The organism is Streptomyces yaizuensis (assembly GCF_034961445.1).
In the GTDB taxonomy this organism is placed as follows: Bacteria; Actinomycetota; Actinomycetes; order Streptomycetales; family Streptomycetaceae; genus Streptomyces; species Streptomyces yaizuensis.
In genome coordinates, this window is record NZ_BSBI01000007.1 from 327425 (window position 1) to 344505 (window position 17081).

A 17081-nucleotide genomic window follows, 5' to 3' on the forward strand; every position below is an offset into this window, starting at 1 on the left:
GGACACCGGAAACGGTGTCCCCCTCCTGCTGAGGACCCCACCATGTACAAGCTCTTCTTCACCCTCGTCTTCCGCTGGATGGACCCCGAGAAGGCCCACCACCTCGCCTTCCGCTGGATCCGGCTGGTCGCCGGCGTCCCCGTGCTGCGGACCTACGCCGCCGCCGTCCTCGCCCCCCGCCACCGGGAGCTGCGCACCGAGGCCCTCGGGCTGCGGATGCACGGCCCCTTCGGGCTCGCCGCCGGCTTCGACAAGAACGCCGTCGCCATCGACGGCCTGACGATGCTCGGCTTCGACCACGTCGAGATCGGCACCGTCACCGCGCTGGCCCAGTCCGGCAACCCGAAAAAGCGCCTCTTCCGGCTGATCCCCGACCGGGCCCTGATCAACCGCATGGGCTTCAACAACGAGGGCTCCGCCGCCGTCGCCCAGCGCCTCGCCGAACGCCGCCCCGTCTTCAAGGGCGTCGTCGGCGTCAACATCGGCAAGACCAAGGTCGTCCCCGAGGGCGAGGCGGTCGCCGACTACGTCACCTCCACCGAGCGGCTCGCCGCCCACGCGGACTACCTCGTGGTCAACGTCTCCTCGCCGAACACGCCCGGCCTGCGCAACCTCCAGGCCACCGAGTCGCTGCGGCCCCTGCTGAGCGCCGTGCGCGAGGCCGCCGACCGCACCGTCACCACCCGGCGCGTCCCGCTGCTCGTCAAGATCGCCCCCGATCTCGCCGACGAGGACATCGACGCCGTCGCCGACCTCGCCGTCGAACTCGGCCTGGACGGCATCATCGCCACCAACACCACCATCGCGCGGGAAGGCCTTGCCTCCCCGGCCGCGCTGAGCGCCGAGACCGGCGGACTCTCCGGGGCACCCCTCAAGGACCGCTCCCTGGCCGTGCTGCGCCGCCTGTACGCCCGGGTGGGCGACCGGATCACCCTCGTGGGCGTCGGCGGCGTCGAGAGCGCCGAGGACGCCTGGCAGCGGATCCTCGCCGGGGCCACCCTGGTCCAGGGCTACAGCGCCTTCATCTACGAGGGCCCCTTCTGGTGCCGGGCCATCCACAAGGGCCTGGCCGCGCGCCTGGCCGCCAGCCCCTACGCCACCCTCGCCGAGGCCGTCGGCGCCGGGGTGCGCGAGGCCGCCGCCCGTACCGGGAAGCCCGCCGCGTCCGACCCGTCCACCGCGTCCGAGGAGAGTGCCGCGTGACCACCCCCTTCGGCGCCCGGCTGCGCGCCGCCATGGACACCCGCGGACCGCTCTGCGTCGGCATCGACCCGCACCCCTCGCTGCTCACCGACTGGGGTCTGGACGACACCGTCGCCGGTCTGGAGCGCTTCACCCGCACGACGGTGGAGGCGCTGGCCGACCGGGTCGCCGTCCTCAAGCCGCAGTCGGCGTTCTTCGAGCGCTTCGGCTCCCGGGGCGTCGCGGTCCTGGAGCAGGCCGTCGCCGAGGCCCGCGCGGCCGGCGCGCTGGTGCTCATGGACGCCAAGCGCGGCGACATCGGCTCCACGATGGCCGCCTACGCCGCCACCTATCTGGACCCCGCGTCCCCGCTCTTCTCGGACGCCGTCACCGTCTCGCCGTACCTCGGCTTCGGCTCCCTGCGGCCCGCGCTCGACCTGGCCGCCGCGTCCGGCTCCGGTGTCTTCGTCCTCGCCCTGACCTCCAACCCGGAGGGCGCCGAGGTGCAGCGCGCCACCGCCGCCGACGGCCGCCCGCTGGCGCAGCTCATGCTGGACCACATGGCCGCCGAGAACGCGGACGCCCATCCGCTGGGCTCGGTGGGCGCGGTCGTGGGCGCCACCCTGGGGGACGCCGGTGTCGATCTCGCGATCAACGGTCCGCTGCTCGCCCCCGGCATCGGGGCGCAGGGCGCGACCCCGGCCGATCTGCCGGGTGTCTTCGGCGCGGCCGTGGGCAACGTGGTGCCCAGCGTGAGCCGTGGCGTGCTGCGGCACGGTCCCGACCCGGCGGCCCTGCGGGCATCGGCGGCGCGGTTCGCCGAGGAGATCGCGACCGCCGTACGGGGTGCCTCCGGGGCCTGAGCGCGGCCGCGCCGCGCGGGGCCTTCGACAACCGGCCGGACGGGCACACCGCCGTTCGTGGGAGCGCGAAAGAGTGAAAGAGTGGCTCGTGGAGGCGTGAGGGGAGCGTTCCACCGGCCCTGAGCGGCACAAGCGCCCCGGATACGGCCCGATAAATCCTTGGCGAAACCATGCAAGGACCGCTGGTGAAACACATGTACCCGCCCTCTTGACAGAAACTTGGCCGAAATCTCGGCCGATATGTCGTAAAAGTCCTGGTCGGCCGATGCTGACCAGGACTTTTCGCTTGTTCTCGCTGACTGAAGCGGTGTGGGCCGCTAGTCTCCGTCGAAGAGCGAACACGCACCGCGTGATTCGCTGCTTCCCAGGTGTGGGGCCATGTGGTTCCGCACCGCTCCTCATCCGACAAGTTCGACATCCGAGGTGACGTAGGCGTGGCTCTTCCGCCCCTTACCCCTGAACAGCGCGCAGCCGCGCTCGAAAAGGCCGCCGCGGCTCGCCGGGAGCGGGCCGAGGTCAAGAATCGACTCAAGCACTCCGGCGCCTCGCTCCACGAGGTCATCAAGCAGGGCCAGGAGAACGACGTCATCGGCAAGATGAAGGTCTCCGCCCTTCTGGAGTCCCTGCCTGGCGTGGGCAAGGTCCGCGCCAAGCAGATCATGGAGCGGCTCGGGATCTCCGAGAGCCGCCGGGTGCGAGGTCTCGGCTCGAACCAGATCGCTTCCCTGGAACGCGAGTTCGGCGGCGGTCCCGCCTGACGTTCCCGGGCACTCCCGGGAACCTGGATAATTGCTGCATGGCAGTAGAGGTACGTCCGCGGCTGACCGTGCTCTCCGGCCCCTCCGGGGTCGGCAAGAGCACGGTCGTCGCGCATATGCGCACGGTCCACCCCGAGGTCTGGCTCTCGGTGTCGGCCACGACCAGAAAGCCGCGCCCCGGCGAGCGCCACGGCGTGCAGTATTTCTTCGTCAGCGATGACGAATTCGACAAGCTGGTCGCCAATGGCGAGCTGCTGGAGTGGGCGGAGTTCGCGGGCAACCGCTACGGCACCCCCCGCCGGGCGGTGCTGGAGCGGCTGGAGGCCGGCGAGCCGGTCCTGCTGGAGATCGATCTTCAGGGGGCCCGGCAGGTCAAGGAGTCCATGCCCGAATCCCGGCTGGTCTTCCTGGCCCCGCCGAGCTGGGACGAGCTGGTGCGCCGGCTCACCGGCCGGGGCACCGAGTCGGCCGAGGTGATCGAGCGCCGGCTCGCCGCCGCGAAGGTGGAGCTGGCCGCCGAGTCCGAGTTCGACACCACCCTGGTCAACACCTCCGTCGAGGGCGTCGCACGTGAGCTGCTAGCCTTGATGGCAGTGTCTTCGGGGAAGTGATCCATTTCGAGTGAACCTCCCGGGCACTCCGGGAGAAGCGTCTCCGAGAATCACAACGGAAGGTAGAGCGTGTCCTCTTCCATCACCGCGCCCGAGGGCATCATCAACCCGCCGATCGACGAGCTGCTTGAGGCCACGGACTCCAAGTACAGCCTCGTGATCTACGCGGCCAAGCGCGCCCGTCAGATCAACGCGTACTACTCCCAGCTCGGCGAGGGCCTGCTGGAGTACGTCGGTCCGCTGGTTGACACCCACGTCCACGAGAAGCCGCTGTCGATCGCGCTGCGCGAGATCAACGCCGGTCTGCTCACCTCCGAGGCCATCGAGGGCCCGGCGCAGTAACGAGCGTGCAGTAACAAACGCGCAGTCGTGCAATGACGAACGCGCGGTAATGAACGGCCGCGGCGCGACCCGTACGGGGGAGGACCCCCCGCCCGGGGCGACCGTGACAGCACAGGCCCGGCGGCACACCCGCCGGGCCTGTGGTGTGTGATGGAGCCGGAAGGCCGGCAGCCGGTGCCGGGAGACCGAGTGCGGGGAGACACAGTGGAGAAGCCGAGGGTGGTCCTGGGCGTCAGCGGGGGCATCGCCGCCTACAAGGCGTGCGAGCTGCTGCGGCGGCTCACCGAGTCGGGGCACGACGTCCGCGTGGTGCCGACCGCGTCCGCGCTGCACTTCGTCGGCGCCGCCACCTGGTCCGCCCTCTCCGGCCACCCCGTCTCCACCGAGGTCTGGTCAGATGTGCACGAGGTGCCGCATGTGCGGATCGGGCAGGGCGCCGACCTGGTCGTCGTCGCCCCCGCCACCGCCGACCTGCTGGCGAAGGCCGCCCACGGCCTCGCTGACGACCTCCTCACCAACACCCTGCTGACCGCCCGCTGCCCCGTGCTCTTCGCCCCGGCGATGCACACGGAGATGTGGGAGCACCCCGCCACCCGGGAGAACGTCGCCACCCTGCGCCGCCGGGGCGCGATCGTCCTCGAACCCGCCGTGGGGCGGCTCACCGGCGTCGACACCGGCAAGGGCCGGCTGCCCGACCCGGAGCAGATCTTCGAGGTCTGCCGCCGGCTCCTGGCGCGCGGGGAGGCCTTCGCGGATCTGGCCGGATTGCATGTGGTCGTCAGCGCGGGCGGCACCCGGGAGCCGCTGGACCCGGTCCGCTTCCTCGGCAACCGCTCCTCGGGCCGCCAGGGGTACGCCCTGGCCCGTACCGCCGCCGCCCGGGGGGCCAGGGTCACCCTGGTGGAGGCCAACACCCAGCTGCCCGACCCGGCGGGCGTCGATGTCGTCCACGTCGGCACGGCGGTCGAGCTGCGCACGGCCGTCATCGCGGCGGCCCGGGACGCGGACGCGGTGGTGATGGCCGCCGCCGTGGCCGATTTCCGGCCGTCCGAGTACGCCACCGGCAAGATCAAGAAGAAGGACGGCCGGGAGCCCGCCCCCATCGCCCTGGTCCGCAACCCCGACATCCTCGCCGAGATCTCCGCCGATCGGCCCCGCGCCGATCAGGTGATCGTCGGCTTCGCCGCCGAGACCGACGACGTGCTCGCCAACGGCCGGGACAAGCTCCGCCGCAAGGGCTGCGACCTCCTCGTCGTGAACGAGGTGGGGGAGCGCCGGACCTTCGGCTCCGACGACAACGAGGCCGTGATCCTCGCCACCGACGGCACCGAGACCCCCGTACCGCACGGCCCCAAGGAAGTACTTTCTGACACAGTCTGGGATTTGGTCCTGCCTCTTCTGCGGTGACCCGACGGACACGGCCGGACACGCAACGGCACCTTCGGAAGCCTTCCGGGGCCCGGGATTCCGGGGTCGTCGCAGGTCGGAACGGCACCCTCCGTTCCGGTCGGCGCGGCCCCGGCGACGGGACCGGCGCTCCCACGGATCGAGACGGGGTGGTTCGGATCCGGGGGGCGATGGATAAACTGGCTCCTGGAACGTCGCGGGGCGCAGCCCCCTGCCGGTCCGCCAATGATCAGCCAGCAGCCGCTGCAACCCCAGGGAGCGATGTGTCCCGCCGTCTCTTCACCTCGGAGTCCGTGACCGAAGGTCACCCCGACAAGATCGCCGACCAGATCAGCGACACCATTCTCGACGCACTGCTCCGGGAGGACCCGACCTCCCGTGTCGCCGTGGAGACCCTGATCACCACCGGCCTGGTCCACGTGGCCGGCGAGGTGACCACCAAGGCCTACGCCGACATTCCCACGCTGGTGCGGAACAAGATCCTGGAGATCGGCTACGACTCGTCGAAGAAGGGCTTCGACGGCGCCTCCTGCGGTGTCTCGGTCTCGATCGGCGCGCAGTCGCCCGACATCGCGCAGGGTGTGGACACGGCGTACGAATCCCGGGTCGAGGGCGGTGCGGACGGCGGCGAGGGCGACGAGCTGGACCGGCAGGGCGCCGGCGACCAGGGCCTGATGTTCGGCTACGCCTGCGACGAGACGCCCGAGCTGATGCCGCTGCCGATCCACCTCGCCCACCGGCTCTCCCGCCGGCTCACCGAGGTCCGCAAGAACGGCACCATCCCCTACCTGCGCCCCGACGGCAAGACCCAGGTCACCATCGAGTACGACGGCGACAAGGCCGTCCGTCTCGACACCGTCGTCGTCTCCTCGCAGCACGCGTCGGACATCGACCTGGACTCGCTGCTCGCGCCCGACATCCGCGAGTTCGTCGTCGAGCACGTCCTGGGCGAGCTTGTCGAGGACGGCATCAAGCTGGACACCGAGGGCTACCGGCTGCTGGTGAACCCGACCGGCCGCTTCGAGATCGGCGGCCCGATGGGCGACGCCGGCCTCACCGGCCGCAAGATCATCATCGACACCTACGGCGGCATGGCCCGCCACGGCGGCGGCGCCTTCTCCGGCAAGGACCCGTCCAAGGTCGACCGCTCGGCCGCCTACGCCATGCGCTGGGTCGCCAAGAACGTCGTCGCCGCCGGGCTCGCCGCCCGCTGCGAGGTCCAGGTCGCGTACGCCATCGGCAAGGCCGAGCCGGTCGGTCTCTTCGTGGAGACCTTCGGCACCGCCACCGTCGAGACCGAGCGGATCGAGCAGGCCATCGCCGAGGTCTTCGACCTCCGCCCCGCCGCGATCATCCGCGACCTCGACCTGCTGCGCCCGGTCTACGCCCAGACCGCCGCGTACGGTCACTTCGGACGTGAGCTGCCCGACTTCACCTGGGAGCGCACGGACCGCGTGGACGCCCTGAAGGCGGCCGCGGGCCTCTGAGACACCCCGCTTCGACGGCGGCGGCCCCGGCACCCCTCCTCGGGGTGTCCGGGGCCGTCGCCGTCCGCGGGCACTGTCGGTGCCCTCTGGTACGAATGGGGCTGTGAGCAGCGACGACCAGCAGCGCGAGCAGCCCCCGGGCGGGAGGTCCCGGGCCGGGAGGCCCCCGGGCCCGGCACCCGCCGGAGCCGGGCCTTCCGGAGCGGGGTCCCGGGGCGGGGAGCCCGCGCCCGGCGGGCCCTCGCGTGACACGGCTCCGTCGCACGGACCCGCGTCCGGCGCGGCTCCGTCGCATGGGCCCGCGTCCGGCGCGGCCCCGGGTGGGCAGCCCCCGGGCGAGGTGCATGCGGGCGAGGGGCCTTCGGGTGCCGGGCTGTCGGGCGAGGGGCCCGAGCAGCTGGCGCTGATCCGCGAGACCGTGCGCAAGGCGAAGACCCCCCGGGCCAAGCCGCGCACCTGGCGGGGCGCCGCGCTCGCCCCCGAGCTGCCCGTCGCCCGGGTGGTGGTCAACAAGGGCGTGCTCCACCTCGACCAGTACTTCGACTACGCCGTCCCCGCCGAGCTGGACGCCGACGCGCGGCCCGGGGTCCGGGTCCGGGTCCGCTTCGGCGCCGGGCGCCACCGCGTCCGCGACGGCCGGCGCGAGGGCGGCGGCCTCGTCGACGGCTTCCTCGTGGAGCGCCGCGCCACCTCCGACTACAGCGGCGCGCTGGCCGCCCTCGCCTACGTGGTCTCGCCCGAGCCGGTCCTCGGCCCCGGCACACTGGCGCTCGCCCGCGCCGTCGCCGACCGCTACGCCGGCTCGCTCGCCGACGTGCTCCAGCTCGCCGTGCCCCCGCGCAACGGCCGCGCCGAGTCCCGGCCCTCGCCCGAGCCGCTGCCGCCGCCCCCCGCCCCCGGGCCCGCGACCTGGACCCGGTACGGCAGGGGCCCCGCCTTCCTGACGGCCCTCGCCGACGGCGGCACACCCCGGGCGGTGTGGACCGCGCTGCCGGGCCCGCACTGGCCCGACGAGCTGGCCCGCGCCGTCGCCGCCACCCTCGCCTCGGGGCGCGGCGCCCTCGTCGTCGTCCCGGACGGCAAGCGGGCCACCCGGGTGGACGCCGCCCTCACCGCCCTCCTCGGCCCGGGCCGGCACGCCCTCCTGACCGCCGAGTCGGGCCCCGAGGAGCGCTACCGGCAGTGGCTCGCGGTGCGCCGGGGCTCGGTGCGGGCCGCCGTCGGCACCCGGTCCGCGATGTTCGCCCCCGTCCAGGACCTCGGACTGGTCGCGGTCTGGGACGACGGCGACGCCAGCCACAGCGACGAGAACGCGCCCTTCCCCCATGTCCGCGAAGTCCTGGAGCTGCGGGCCACCCACGAGCGCTGCGGCTTCCTCCTCGGCTCCCTCGGCTGCACGGTGGAGGCCGCCCAGCTGGTCGAGAGCGGCTGGGCGCTGCCGCTGACCGCCGACCGCGCCCAGGTCCGCGCCGTCGCGCCCCTGGTCCGTACCGTCGGCGACGAACAGCTCGCCCGGGACGAGGCCGCCCGCGCGGCCCGGCTGCCCAGCCTGGCCTGGCAGGCCGTACGGGACGGACTGCGCACGGGCCCCGTCCTGGTGCAGGTGCCCCGGCGGGGCTACGCGCCCCGGCTCAGCTGCGAGCGCTGCCGGGCCCCCGCCCGCTGCCGCCACTGCGCGGGGCCGCTCGCGGCCGCCGGGGCACGGGAACTGGTCTGCGGCTGGTGCGGCCGCGACCCGGGCGGCTGGCACTGCCCCGAGTGCGGCGGCGTCAAGCTGCGGGCCACGGTCGTGGGCGCCCAGCGCACCGCCGAGGAACTGGGCCGGGCCTTCCCGGCCGTCCCCGTGCGCACCTCGGGACGCGACCATGTGCTGGACGCGGTCCCCGGACGGCCCGCGCTGGTCGTGAGCACCCCGGGCGCCGAGCCCGTCGCCGAAGGACCCGGCTACGCGGCGGCCCTGCTCCTCGACGGGTGGGCCCTGCTGAACCGGCCCGACCTGCGGGCCGGGGAGGAGGCACTGCGGCGCTGGATGGACGCGGCGGCGCTGGTACGGCCGCAGAGCGAGGGCGGCACGGTGGTGGTGGTCGCCGAGCCGACGCTGCGGCCGGTCCAGGCCCTGGTCCGCTGGGACCCGGCGGGGCACGCGCGGCGCGAGCTGGCGGACCGCGCGGAGCTGCGGTTCCCGCCGGTGTCCCGGATGGCGTCGGTGACGGGGCCCGCCGAGGCGGTGTCCGCGTTCGTCGCGGCGGTGGCGCTGCCGTCGGACGCGGAGATCCTGGGCCCGGTACGGCTCCCCACGCCCCCGCCGGGCCGCCCGCGCCGCCCCGGCGAGCCGCCCGTCGGCGAGATCTGGGACCGGGTCCTGCTCCGCGTCCCCCCGGGCAGCGGCGCGGCCCTGGCGACGGCCCTCAAATCGGCCCAGGCATCCCGCACGGCCCGCAGTGGCACCCCCCAGGTCCGCGTGCGCGTCGACCCGCTGGACATCGGCTGACGGGAGGGGGCCGTCGATCCTGGGGGTCCGGCTGGTGCTCCCGAGCCGGGGCGGTTGATCCCGGTCCACCGGTCTGTCGTGGTCCTGGCGATGGCTCTCGTGTCGGCCCGGGTGTCCCGCACGGCCCGTGGCGGAACTGCTCCCGGGTCCCCGGGTCCGCGAGCGGGTCGACCTGCTCGGTATCGGCTGACCGGAGGGGGCCGCCGGCCCTGGGGATCCGGCTGGTGCTCCCGCGCCACGGCGGTGCCCGGAGGCCGGGGGTCTCCCGGGTCGGTTGGTCCCGGTCGACCGGTTCGCCGGTCTGTCGTGGTCCTGGCGATGGCCCTCGCGTCGGCCCGGGTGTCCCGCACGGCCCGTAGCGGAACTCCTCCCGGGTCCCCGGGTCCGCGTGCGCGTCGACCTGCTCGGTATCGGCTGACCGGAGGGGGCCGTCGGCCCTGCGTATCCGGCCGGTGCTCCCGCGCCACGGCACCGGTCCAGCGGTCCGCCGGTCTGTCGCGGCACGGGCGTTCCGGGGCCGGGAGAGCTTCGACGCCGCCCTGACCCGGTGGCCGGGCCATCGCCCGCACGGTCGCCGCGGTCCTTCGGTCCGGTGTCCCTCGCGGGAGGGGGGATTCCTCGGGCCGGGAGGGCGTCGCTGGTGCCCCGTGCCGGTGCTGGGCCGGTACCCGAGGGGATCACGAGCGGCCAGTGGCTCCACGTGACGCGGGAGCCGCACGCGCCCCCCGCAGTGCTCCGGGGCGCTCCGGGCGGTGGACGACTCGCGGGCATCCACCGCCCCCGGCCAAGGGCCCGTACCGGCGCGCTCGCGGACCGAAGGCACCCGTCACCGGCCGTGCGGGCCGGGACGCGGACAGGGCCGTGGGCCCCGGGGGAGAGCGAGTCCGGGGCCCACGGGGCGGAGGCGGCCGACCAGCGGCGCGGGTGGTGGCCGGAGCGGTCAGCCGTTGCGGGGGCCGGGGAAGGCACCGGGGCGCGGCTCGTCGCGCAGGGGCTGGCCGGCGATCAGGTGCTGGGGCGGCATGGTCCGCGCGGCCGGGACCGACGCGGGCAGCACGGGGCCCGGCAGGGCGCGGGAGGCCGCGGGCTCCGGGGCCCGCTCGTCGCCCGTCACCGACTGGGGCGTCGCCCTGCGGGCCCCGTACCGCCGGTGCACGGCCTGTTTGGTCACCCCGAGCGCCGAGCCCACCGCGTCCCAGGAGAAGCCCAGCGAGCGGTCGAAGTCGACCGCCGCCGTCACCAGCGTCTCCACACTGTCCCGCAGCTCCTGGGCGAGACGGACCGTCGGGGCGGGAGCCCTGCCGTAGACGACGAAGCCCGTGGAGGGCCCGGAGCGGCGCGGGCGGTAGACATTGCCCAGCTGGGCGGTGAGCGTGCGCAGTGCGTCCACCTGCCGGCGGACCCGCTCGATGTCCCGCACCAACAAGTGCAGACTTGCTCGGGCTTGGGCGTCGTGGGTTGCGTGGTCGGCCATTGGGAAGCCTCTCGAACCGGCGTTGAAAGGGGTCGGGTCGCTTGGCGTCCGGCATCCTCGCCGGGCGGCCCGCTTGCGGGTCAATCTCTCTTGACCAACGCGCCACCCGCCGATCTGGTCACGCTGCGGGGGCGTAAGCGCGAACACGCAGGGCGCGCGGGCTCCCGTACGCCCCCCATCGGGACCCCCGCCGACCCGTACGCCCCCTTCACGGCGGCGGGCGGCACGGGCCCGGCGGACCGGGAGGGGACACCCCAGGGCCTCTCGTTTGGATCTTGCTGGGGCTCGCGTGCCCTGGCACCGCACTCCCCCTGGGCCTTGCGGCCCGGGAGGTACCCCCACGCCGCGTTGTCGTCAATCACCAATGGCCCCCTGGGCCTGGCGGCCCGGGAGGTACCCCCACCGCAGTGGCTCAATCCTCCGCCTTGCGATGCGTCCCCACGGCCCTGGCGGGCCTGGGGAGACCCCATGCACCAGACCCCGCTCCCTCACCCAGCCTGATCCAAACGAAAGACCCTAGACTGGTGGGCCGATGATCGTCGCCATTCCCGCCGGCCACGCCGCGCCCCGCGGCCCGAGAGGCAGTCAGCACCGATGAAGCTCGTCTTCGCAGGCACCCCCGAGGTAGCCGTACCCGCCCTGGACGCCCTGATCGCCTCCGGCCGGCACGAGGTGGCCGCCGTCGTCACCCGGCCGGACGCGCCCGCCGGGCGGGGCCGGCGGCTGGTCGCCAGCCCCGTCGCGCAGCGTGCCGAGGAGGCCGGTATCGAGGTGCTGAAGCCCGCCCGGCCGCGCGATGAGGACTTCCTCGCCCGGCTGCGCGAGATCGCCCCCGACTGCTGCCCGGTCGTCGCCTACGGCGCCCTGCTGCCGCAGGTCGCCCTCGACGTGCCCGCCCGGGGCTGGGTGAACCTCCACTTCTCGCTGCTGCCCGCCTGGCGCGGCGCCGCGCCCGTGCAGCACGCCGTGCTCGCCGGTGACGAGATGACCGGCGCGTCCACCTTCCTCATCGAGAAGGGGCTCGACTCGGGCCCGGTCTACGGGGTGCTCACCGAGCGGGTCCGCCCCACCGACACCAGCGGCGACCTGCTGACCCGGCTCGCGTTCGCGGGCGCCGGGCTGCTCGCGGCCACCATGGACGGCATCGAGGACGGCACCCTGACCGCCGTGGAGCAGCCCGCCGACGGCGTCTCGCTCGCCCCCAAGCTCACCGTCGAGGACGCCCGGGTCGACTGGAGCGCCCCCGCGCTCCGGGTCGACCGGGTGGTACGCGGCTGCACCCCGGCGCCCGGCGCCTGGACCGAGTTCCGGGGCGAGCGGCTGAAGCTGGTCTCCGTCCGCCCGGTCCCCGAGCGCGCCGACCTCGCGCCCGGCGCGCTCGCCGCGGGCAAGAACGACGTCCACGCGGGCACCGGTTCGCACGCCGTCGAGCTGCTGTGGGTCCAGCCGCAGGGCAAGAAGCCGATGAAGGCCGCCGACTGGGCGCGCGGGGTGCGGATCGCCCCCGGGGAGCGCCTGGGCGACCCGGACGGCTCCCGGACCGCCTGACCCGGACCGCCTGACCCGGGCCGCCTGCCCCGTACCGCTGACGCCGGTCCCGTCCCCGTCCGGGGCGGGCCCGGCCCCGGGCGCCCGCCCCGCGCGCAGGGACTACCCTTGCAGGGTTCGGACCCTTTTGACACGCGGAGCACCTTTGAACGACCAGGCACGCGGCGGCCCGCCGCGCCGCGCCCCCAAGCCCCACCGCCGCCCGAAGAAGGACCCCGTGCGGATCCTCGCCTTCGAGGCGCTGCGGGCCGTCGACGAGCGGGACGCGTACGCGAATCTCGTCCTCCCCCCGCTGCTGCGGAAGGCCCGCGAGGCCGGTGACTTCGACACCCGGGACGCCGCCCTCGCCACCGAGCTGGTCTACGGCACCCTGCGCCGCCAGGGCACGTACGACGCGATCATCGCCGCCTGCGTCGACCGCCCGCTGCGCGAGGTCGACCCGCCCGTCCTCGATGTGCTCGCGCTCGGCGCCCACCAGCTGCTCGGCACCCGCATCCCCAGCCACGCCGCGGTCTCCGCGACCGTGGAGCTGGCCCGGGTGGTCCTCGGCGACGGCCGGGCCAAGTTCGTCAACGCGGTGCTCCGCCGGATCGCCCGGGACGACTTCGACACCTGGGTCGCGCGGGTCGCCCCGCCGTACGAGAAGGACGCCGAGGACCATCTCGCGATCGTCCACTCCCACCCCCGGTGGATCGTCTCCGCGCTCTGGGACGCCCTCGGCGGCGGCCGGGCCGGGATCGAGGACCTGCTGGAGGCGGACAACGAGCGTCCCGAGGTGACGCTCGTGGCCCGCCCCGGCCGCTCCACCCCGGACGAGCTGCTGGCGGCGGTCGGCGAGGACTCGGCGCTGCCGGGCCGCTGGTCCCCGTACGCCGTCCGGCTCGCCGAGGGCGGTGAGCCGGGTGCCCTGGACGCGGTGCGCGAGGGCCGGGCCGGGGTCCAGGACGAGGGCAGCCAGCTGGTCGCGCTCGCGCTGGCGAACGCCCCGCTGGACGGCTCCGACGCCCGCTGGCTCGACGGCTGCGCCGGCCCCGGCGGCAAGGCGGCCCTGCTGGCCGCGCTGGCCGCCGGCCGCGGTGCCGCCCTGCTGGCGGCCGAGAAGCAGCCGCACCGGGCCGGCCTGGTGGCGCGGGCGCTCGCGGGCAACCCGGGCCCGTACCAGGTCGTCACCGCCGACGGCACCCGCCCGCCGTGGCGGCCCGGCAGCTTCGACCGGGTCCTGATGGACGTGCCCTGCACCGGTCTCGGCGCGCTCCGCCGCCGCCCGGAGGCCCGCTGGCGCCGCCGCCCGGCGGACCTGGACAACTTCGCCCCGCTCCAGCGTTCGCTGCTGCGCGAGGCCCTGAAGGCCGTCCGGGTCGGGGGAGTGGTGGGGTACGCGACCTGCTCGCCCCACCCCGCCGAGACCCGGGCCGTCGTGGACGACGTGCTGCGCGGCCGGGGCGGCGAGAAGGCCGAGGCCGAGTGGGTGGACGCCCGGCCGCTGCTGCCCGGCGTCCCGGCCCTGGGCGAGGGGCCCGACATCCAGCTCTGGCCCCATCTCCACGGCACGGACGCCATGTATCTGGCGCTGCTGCGCCGGACCGCCTGACGCCGGGGAGCCGACGGCGGGGGAAATCTACGGTTATGTCCGTGATGTAACCCCCGTCGTCGTCCCCGGCCCGGAACCGATGGCCGTCCGGGGGAGGGAACCGCCCCGGAGCATGGCAGGCTTGGGGCCATGGCCGTACAGATCAATCCGAGCATCCTCTCCGCCGACTTCGCCCGTCTGGCGGACGAGGCCAAGGCCGTCGAAGGCGCGGACTGGCTCCACGTCGACGTCATGGACAACCACTTCGTGCCCAATCTGACCCTCGGTGTGCCGGTGGTGGAGTCCCTGAGCCGGGCGACGGACACCCCGCTGGACTGCCATCTGATGATCGCCGACCCCGACCGCTGGGCCCCCCGGTTCGTCGAGGCGGGCGCCGGTTCCGTGACCTTCCACGTGGAGGCGGCGGCGGCCCCGGTGCGGCTGGCCCGGGAGATCCGCGCCCAGGGGGCCCGTGCCTCCATGGCGCTCAAGCCCGCCACGCCGATCGAGCCGTACGAGGATCTGCTGCCCGAGCTGGACATGCTGCTGATCATGACGGTCGAGCCCGGCTTCGGCGGCCAGGCGTTCCTGGACATCATGCTCCCCAAGATCCGCCGCACCCGGGAGCTGATCTCCAAGCACGGTCTGGAGCTGTGGCTCCAGGTCGACGGCGGGGTCTCGGAGAGCACGATCGAGCGGTGCGCCGAGGCGGGCGCGGACGTCTTCGTGGCCGGCTCGGCGGTGTACGGGGCGGATGACCCGGCCGCGGCGGTCCGCGCGCTGCGCGAGAAGGCCGGCGCGGTGTACGGGGCCTGCCACCACTGAGGCGCGGCCGGGGCGGGAGCGCCCCGGATGGGAACAACCCAGCGGACTCGGCCCATTCGGGCTGATCAACAACGGTCGGATCTGACAGGATGACGGGTCCGGAGTGTGTGTACAGCAGTGAGGAGATCGCGGTGTCGACGGGCCGGTCAGCTGCGCGGATGGGACCCGCGGAGCTGGTGCAGGCGGCGGCCATGGCCCGCCGCTTCTATCTAGAGGGCAAATCCAAGATCCAGATCGCGGAGGAGTTCGGAGTCAGCCGCTTCAAGGTCGCGCGCGTCCTGGAGACCGCGCTGGAACGGGATCTCGTACGGATCGAGATCCGCGTCCCGGCCGAGTTGGACGCGGAGCGCTCCGACGCGCTGCGTGCCCACTTCGGGCTGCGCCACGCGGTGGTGGTGGAATCCCCGGCGGAGGCGGCCGAGGAGTCCCCCGACCCGGAGAACCTGGGCGAGGTGGCCGCCGATCTGCTCGGCGAGCTGGTGGCCGAGGGCGATGTGCTGGGGCTGGCCTGGGGCCGGTCCACGATCCACATGGCCGCCGCGCTCGACCGGCTGCCGCAGTGCACGGTCGTCCAGCTCACCGGGGTGTACGACGCGGGGACCGCCGAGCGCGGCTCGGTGGAGGCCGTGCGGCGGGCCGCGCAGGTCTCCGGCGGCGACGCCCACCCCATCTACGCGCCGATGCTGCTGCCCGACGCGGCGACGGCGACGGCGCTGCGCCATCAGACGGGCATCGCCCGCGCCTTCGACTACTTCGACAAGGTCACCGTCGCGGCGGTCTCCATCGGCTCCTGGGAGCCGGGGATCTCGACGGTCCACGACATGCTCAGCGAGGAGGAGCGGGCCCGCTACGCCTCCTACGGCGTCGCCGCCGAGATGTCGGCGCACCTCTTCGACCGGGACGGCCGGCGGGTCGGCCGGGACCTGGGGGAGCGGTGCATCACGGTCGAGGCGGACCGGCTGCGCCGGATCCCCGAGGTCGTGGCGATCGCGGGCGGTCAGCGCAAGGCGGACGCCATCGGGGCGGTCCTCCGCTCCGGTCTGGTCACCAGCCTGGTGACGGACACGGCCGCCGCCGACCAGCTGCTCGCGGGGCCGCCGGCGCCGCGTCCGGCCCTGGACCGGGCCGACCCGGACGACTGACCCCCGGCGGGCCTCCGCCGTACGACGAACCCGCGGCGGGTGTCCGTCGTACGCACGAACGAAGGACGCGGGCCCCCGGCACTCCCGGGGGCCCGCGTCCTTCGTCCGCGGGGACCGCGGGCGCTCAGCCCGGGTCCCAGGAACCCAGGCGGCAGGCGCCTGCGACTCCGGGGGCCGGCCGCCCCCCGCTGCGGACGTCTGTGTGCCGGGGGCCGCGGGTGTCCTGCGCCCGCCCCCGTCCGGCGGCTCGGTGATGTGACATGGGACCGACCTCACAACGCGGTGGTGTCCTTCGCCCCTCTGCGCGAGCCGGCGAACAATGCCCCGCGCTCCGGACCCCAAGCCGTCCATCGCGTACCGGACATACGGCACCCCGTGCACAGAGACCTGTCTCGCTGCTGCGGGAGCCCCCTTTCCCCGATGGGTCAACAATTCTTTACCCTGCCCGCCAGGGTCCCATACGGGCGGCAACCACACTCCGGGTACAGGATCATGACGGTGAGTCAGCTTTTCTTGACCCTCCGGGGGTGCGTCCGCATACTGCTGCCGTCGGGTGCTTGCGCGCGGGGAGGCGACCGCCGGACCGAGGCCCCCCACCCGGCGGTACCGCGATACGGAGGCCCTGGCCATGACCGAACTCCCCGCCGCGGCGGAGCTGCCGCAGCGCGTGGCGGCCCGGCTGAACCTGCTCTTCGCGGTGATCAGACCCGCCGCCCTGAAGCGCCCGTGGACCAGCGCCGAGGTCGCCGACCGCGCCGGGGTCGATCCGGCGTACGTGGAGGGCCTGCGGGCGGGCACCCTGGCGCCGCCCGAGGTGGATCCGGCGATCGACGAGCGACGGCGGGAGCGGCTGTTCGCCCAGCGGCTGGAGTGCCTCTTCCGCACCCGGCTCTCCCCCCGCACCGGGAAGCGGGTGACGCAGACCGAGGTCGCCGAGGCCCTCAAGAGCAACAAGCAGCACGTCGGCAACCTCCGCAACGGGAAGAACAACCCCTCGATCGTCCTCGCCCAGAAGTACGCCGACTTCTTCGGCGTCGACGTGGGGTACTTCAGCGCCGCGCCGCTCAGCGCCGTCGCCGCCTGCTTCGGACACAGCCGGGACTTCCTCGTCCTCCCCGACGACGACCCCCATGTCGTCCAGGCCACCGCCAATCTGCGGCTGCTGCGGGCCATGGCCGACCGGCGGGTGCGCAGCGTCGTCGGCCGGCTCGTGGACCGGTACGAGGCATCCGCCGCCCCCGCCGCCCCCGCCGCCCCCGCCGCCCCCGCCGCCCCCGCCGCCCCCGCCGCCCAGGAGACGGACCCGGCGGACCCGGACGGCGGGACCCGGCGCGACGCGGCCCCCGGCGGCGGTGCGTGACCCCCGGCGCCTTACCCCCGC

Annotated in this window: 14 protein-coding genes; 13 read left to right on the forward strand and 1 reads right to left on the reverse strand. The window is 74.5% G+C overall.

What is annotated here, in order from left to right; all coding sequences use genetic code 11:
* Positions 1–42: 42 nt before the first annotated feature.
* From SYYSPA8_RS19120 to SYYSPA8_RS19155, 8 genes are all read left to right on the forward strand, one after another.
* The gene (locus SYYSPA8_RS19120) at positions 43–1203 is read left to right on the forward strand and encodes a quinone-dependent dihydroorotate dehydrogenase (protein ID WP_323448426.1); all 1161 of its coding nucleotides are present in this window, start codon (positions 43–45) and stop codon (positions 1201–1203) included.
* Positions 1200–2045 (forward strand): orotidine-5'-phosphate decarboxylase, encoded by an 846-nt coding sequence (gene pyrF, locus SYYSPA8_RS19125; RefSeq protein WP_323448427.1) that lies wholly within the window; start codon positions 1200–1202, stop codon positions 2043–2045. Before SYYSPA8_RS19120 ends, pyrF begins: the two co-directional genes overlap by 4 nt.
* Positions 2046–2479: 434 nt before the next feature.
* The gene (locus SYYSPA8_RS19130; protein ID WP_003956414.1) at positions 2480–2803 is read left to right on the forward strand and encodes an integration host factor; all 324 of its coding nucleotides are present in this window, start codon (positions 2480–2482) and stop codon (positions 2801–2803) included.
* 38 nt (positions 2804–2841) lie between these two features.
* Positions 2842–3414, forward strand: a complete 573-nt coding sequence (gmk, locus tag SYYSPA8_RS19135) for a guanylate kinase (protein ID WP_323448428.1) — start codon at positions 2842–2844, stop codon at positions 3412–3414.
* A gap of 69 nt (positions 3415–3483) precedes the next feature.
* The gene (rpoZ, locus tag SYYSPA8_RS19140) at positions 3484–3756 is read left to right on the forward strand and encodes a DNA-directed RNA polymerase subunit omega (RefSeq protein WP_005319902.1); all 273 of its coding nucleotides are present in this window, start codon (positions 3484–3486) and stop codon (positions 3754–3756) included.
* 150 nt (positions 3757–3906) lie between these two features.
* Positions 3907–5163, forward strand: coding sequence for a bifunctional phosphopantothenoylcysteine decarboxylase/phosphopantothenate--cysteine ligase CoaBC (coaBC, locus tag SYYSPA8_RS19145; RefSeq protein ID WP_323448429.1), 1257 nt, complete (start codon positions 3907–3909; stop codon positions 5161–5163).
* Between the two features lie 263 nt (positions 5164–5426).
* The gene (gene metK / locus SYYSPA8_RS19150) at positions 5427–6650 is read left to right on the forward strand and encodes a methionine adenosyltransferase (RefSeq protein WP_323448430.1); all 1224 of its coding nucleotides are present in this window, start codon (positions 5427–5429) and stop codon (positions 6648–6650) included.
* 340 nt (positions 6651–6990) lie between these two features.
* A complete protein-coding gene (locus tag SYYSPA8_RS19155; RefSeq protein ID WP_323448431.1) occupies positions 6991–9141 on the forward strand; it encodes a primosomal protein N' in 2151 nt (716 codons plus the stop codon).
* Positions 9142–10081: 940 nt separating this feature from the next.
* On the opposite strand, the gene SYYSPA8_RS19160 is transcribed toward SYYSPA8_RS19155, so the two are convergent.
* Entirely contained in the window at positions 10082–10615 is a 534-nt protein-coding gene (locus SYYSPA8_RS19160) for a hypothetical protein (protein ID WP_323448432.1), read from the reverse strand.
* Between the two features lie 594 nt (positions 10616–11209).
* Between SYYSPA8_RS19160 and fmt the strand changes: the two genes are divergently transcribed.
* The 5 genes from fmt to SYYSPA8_RS19185 all read left to right on the forward strand — a co-directional run bounded on the left by fmt (position 11210) and on the right by SYYSPA8_RS19185 (position 17060).
* A complete protein-coding gene (gene fmt, locus SYYSPA8_RS19165) occupies positions 11210–12163 on the forward strand; it encodes a methionyl-tRNA formyltransferase (protein WP_323448433.1) in 954 nt (317 codons plus the stop codon).
* Between the two features lie 145 nt (positions 12164–12308).
* Positions 12309–13754, forward strand: a complete 1446-nt coding sequence (locus tag SYYSPA8_RS19170; RefSeq protein WP_323448434.1) for an RsmB/NOP family class I SAM-dependent RNA methyltransferase — start codon at positions 12309–12311, stop codon at positions 13752–13754.
* A gap of 129 nt (positions 13755–13883) precedes the next feature.
* Positions 13884–14558, forward strand: coding sequence for a ribulose-phosphate 3-epimerase (rpe, locus tag SYYSPA8_RS19175; protein WP_323448435.1), 675 nt, complete (start codon positions 13884–13886; stop codon positions 14556–14558).
* A gap of 107 nt (positions 14559–14665) precedes the next feature.
* Positions 14666–15700, forward strand: coding sequence for a sugar-binding transcriptional regulator (locus SYYSPA8_RS19180; RefSeq protein WP_323448518.1), 1035 nt, complete (start codon positions 14666–14668; stop codon positions 15698–15700).
* A gap of 628 nt (positions 15701–16328) precedes the next feature.
* Complete coding sequence (locus tag SYYSPA8_RS19185; RefSeq protein ID WP_323448436.1) at positions 16329–17060, forward strand: helix-turn-helix transcriptional regulator; 732 nt, start codon at positions 16329–16331, stop codon at positions 17058–17060.
* The last annotated feature ends 21 nt before the right edge of the window (positions 17061–17081 follow it).

Coding starts and splice junctions, on each gene's coding strand:
- SYYSPA8_RS19120 (WP_323448426.1), top strand. CDS start 43: ATGTACAAGCTCTTCTTCACCCTCGTCTTCCGCTGGATGGACCCCGAG.
- gmk (WP_323448428.1), top strand. CDS start 2,842: ATGGCAGTAGAGGTACGTCCGCGGCTGACCGTGCTCTCCGGCCCCTCC.
- coaBC (WP_323448429.1), top strand. CDS start 3,907: ATGGAGCCGGAAGGCCGGCAGCCGGTGCCGGGAGACCGAGTGCGGGGA.
- SYYSPA8_RS19160 (WP_323448432.1), bottom strand. CDS start 10,615: ATGGCCGACCACGCAACCCACGACGCCCAAGCCCGAGCAAGTCTGCAC.
- fmt (WP_323448433.1), top strand. CDS start 11,210: ATGAAGCTCGTCTTCGCAGGCACCCCCGAGGTAGCCGTACCCGCCCTG.
- rpe (WP_323448435.1), top strand. CDS start 13,884: ATGGCCGTACAGATCAATCCGAGCATCCTCTCCGCCGACTTCGCCCGT.
- SYYSPA8_RS19185 (WP_323448436.1), top strand. CDS start 16,329: ATGACCGAACTCCCCGCCGCGGCGGAGCTGCCGCAGCGCGTGGCGGCC.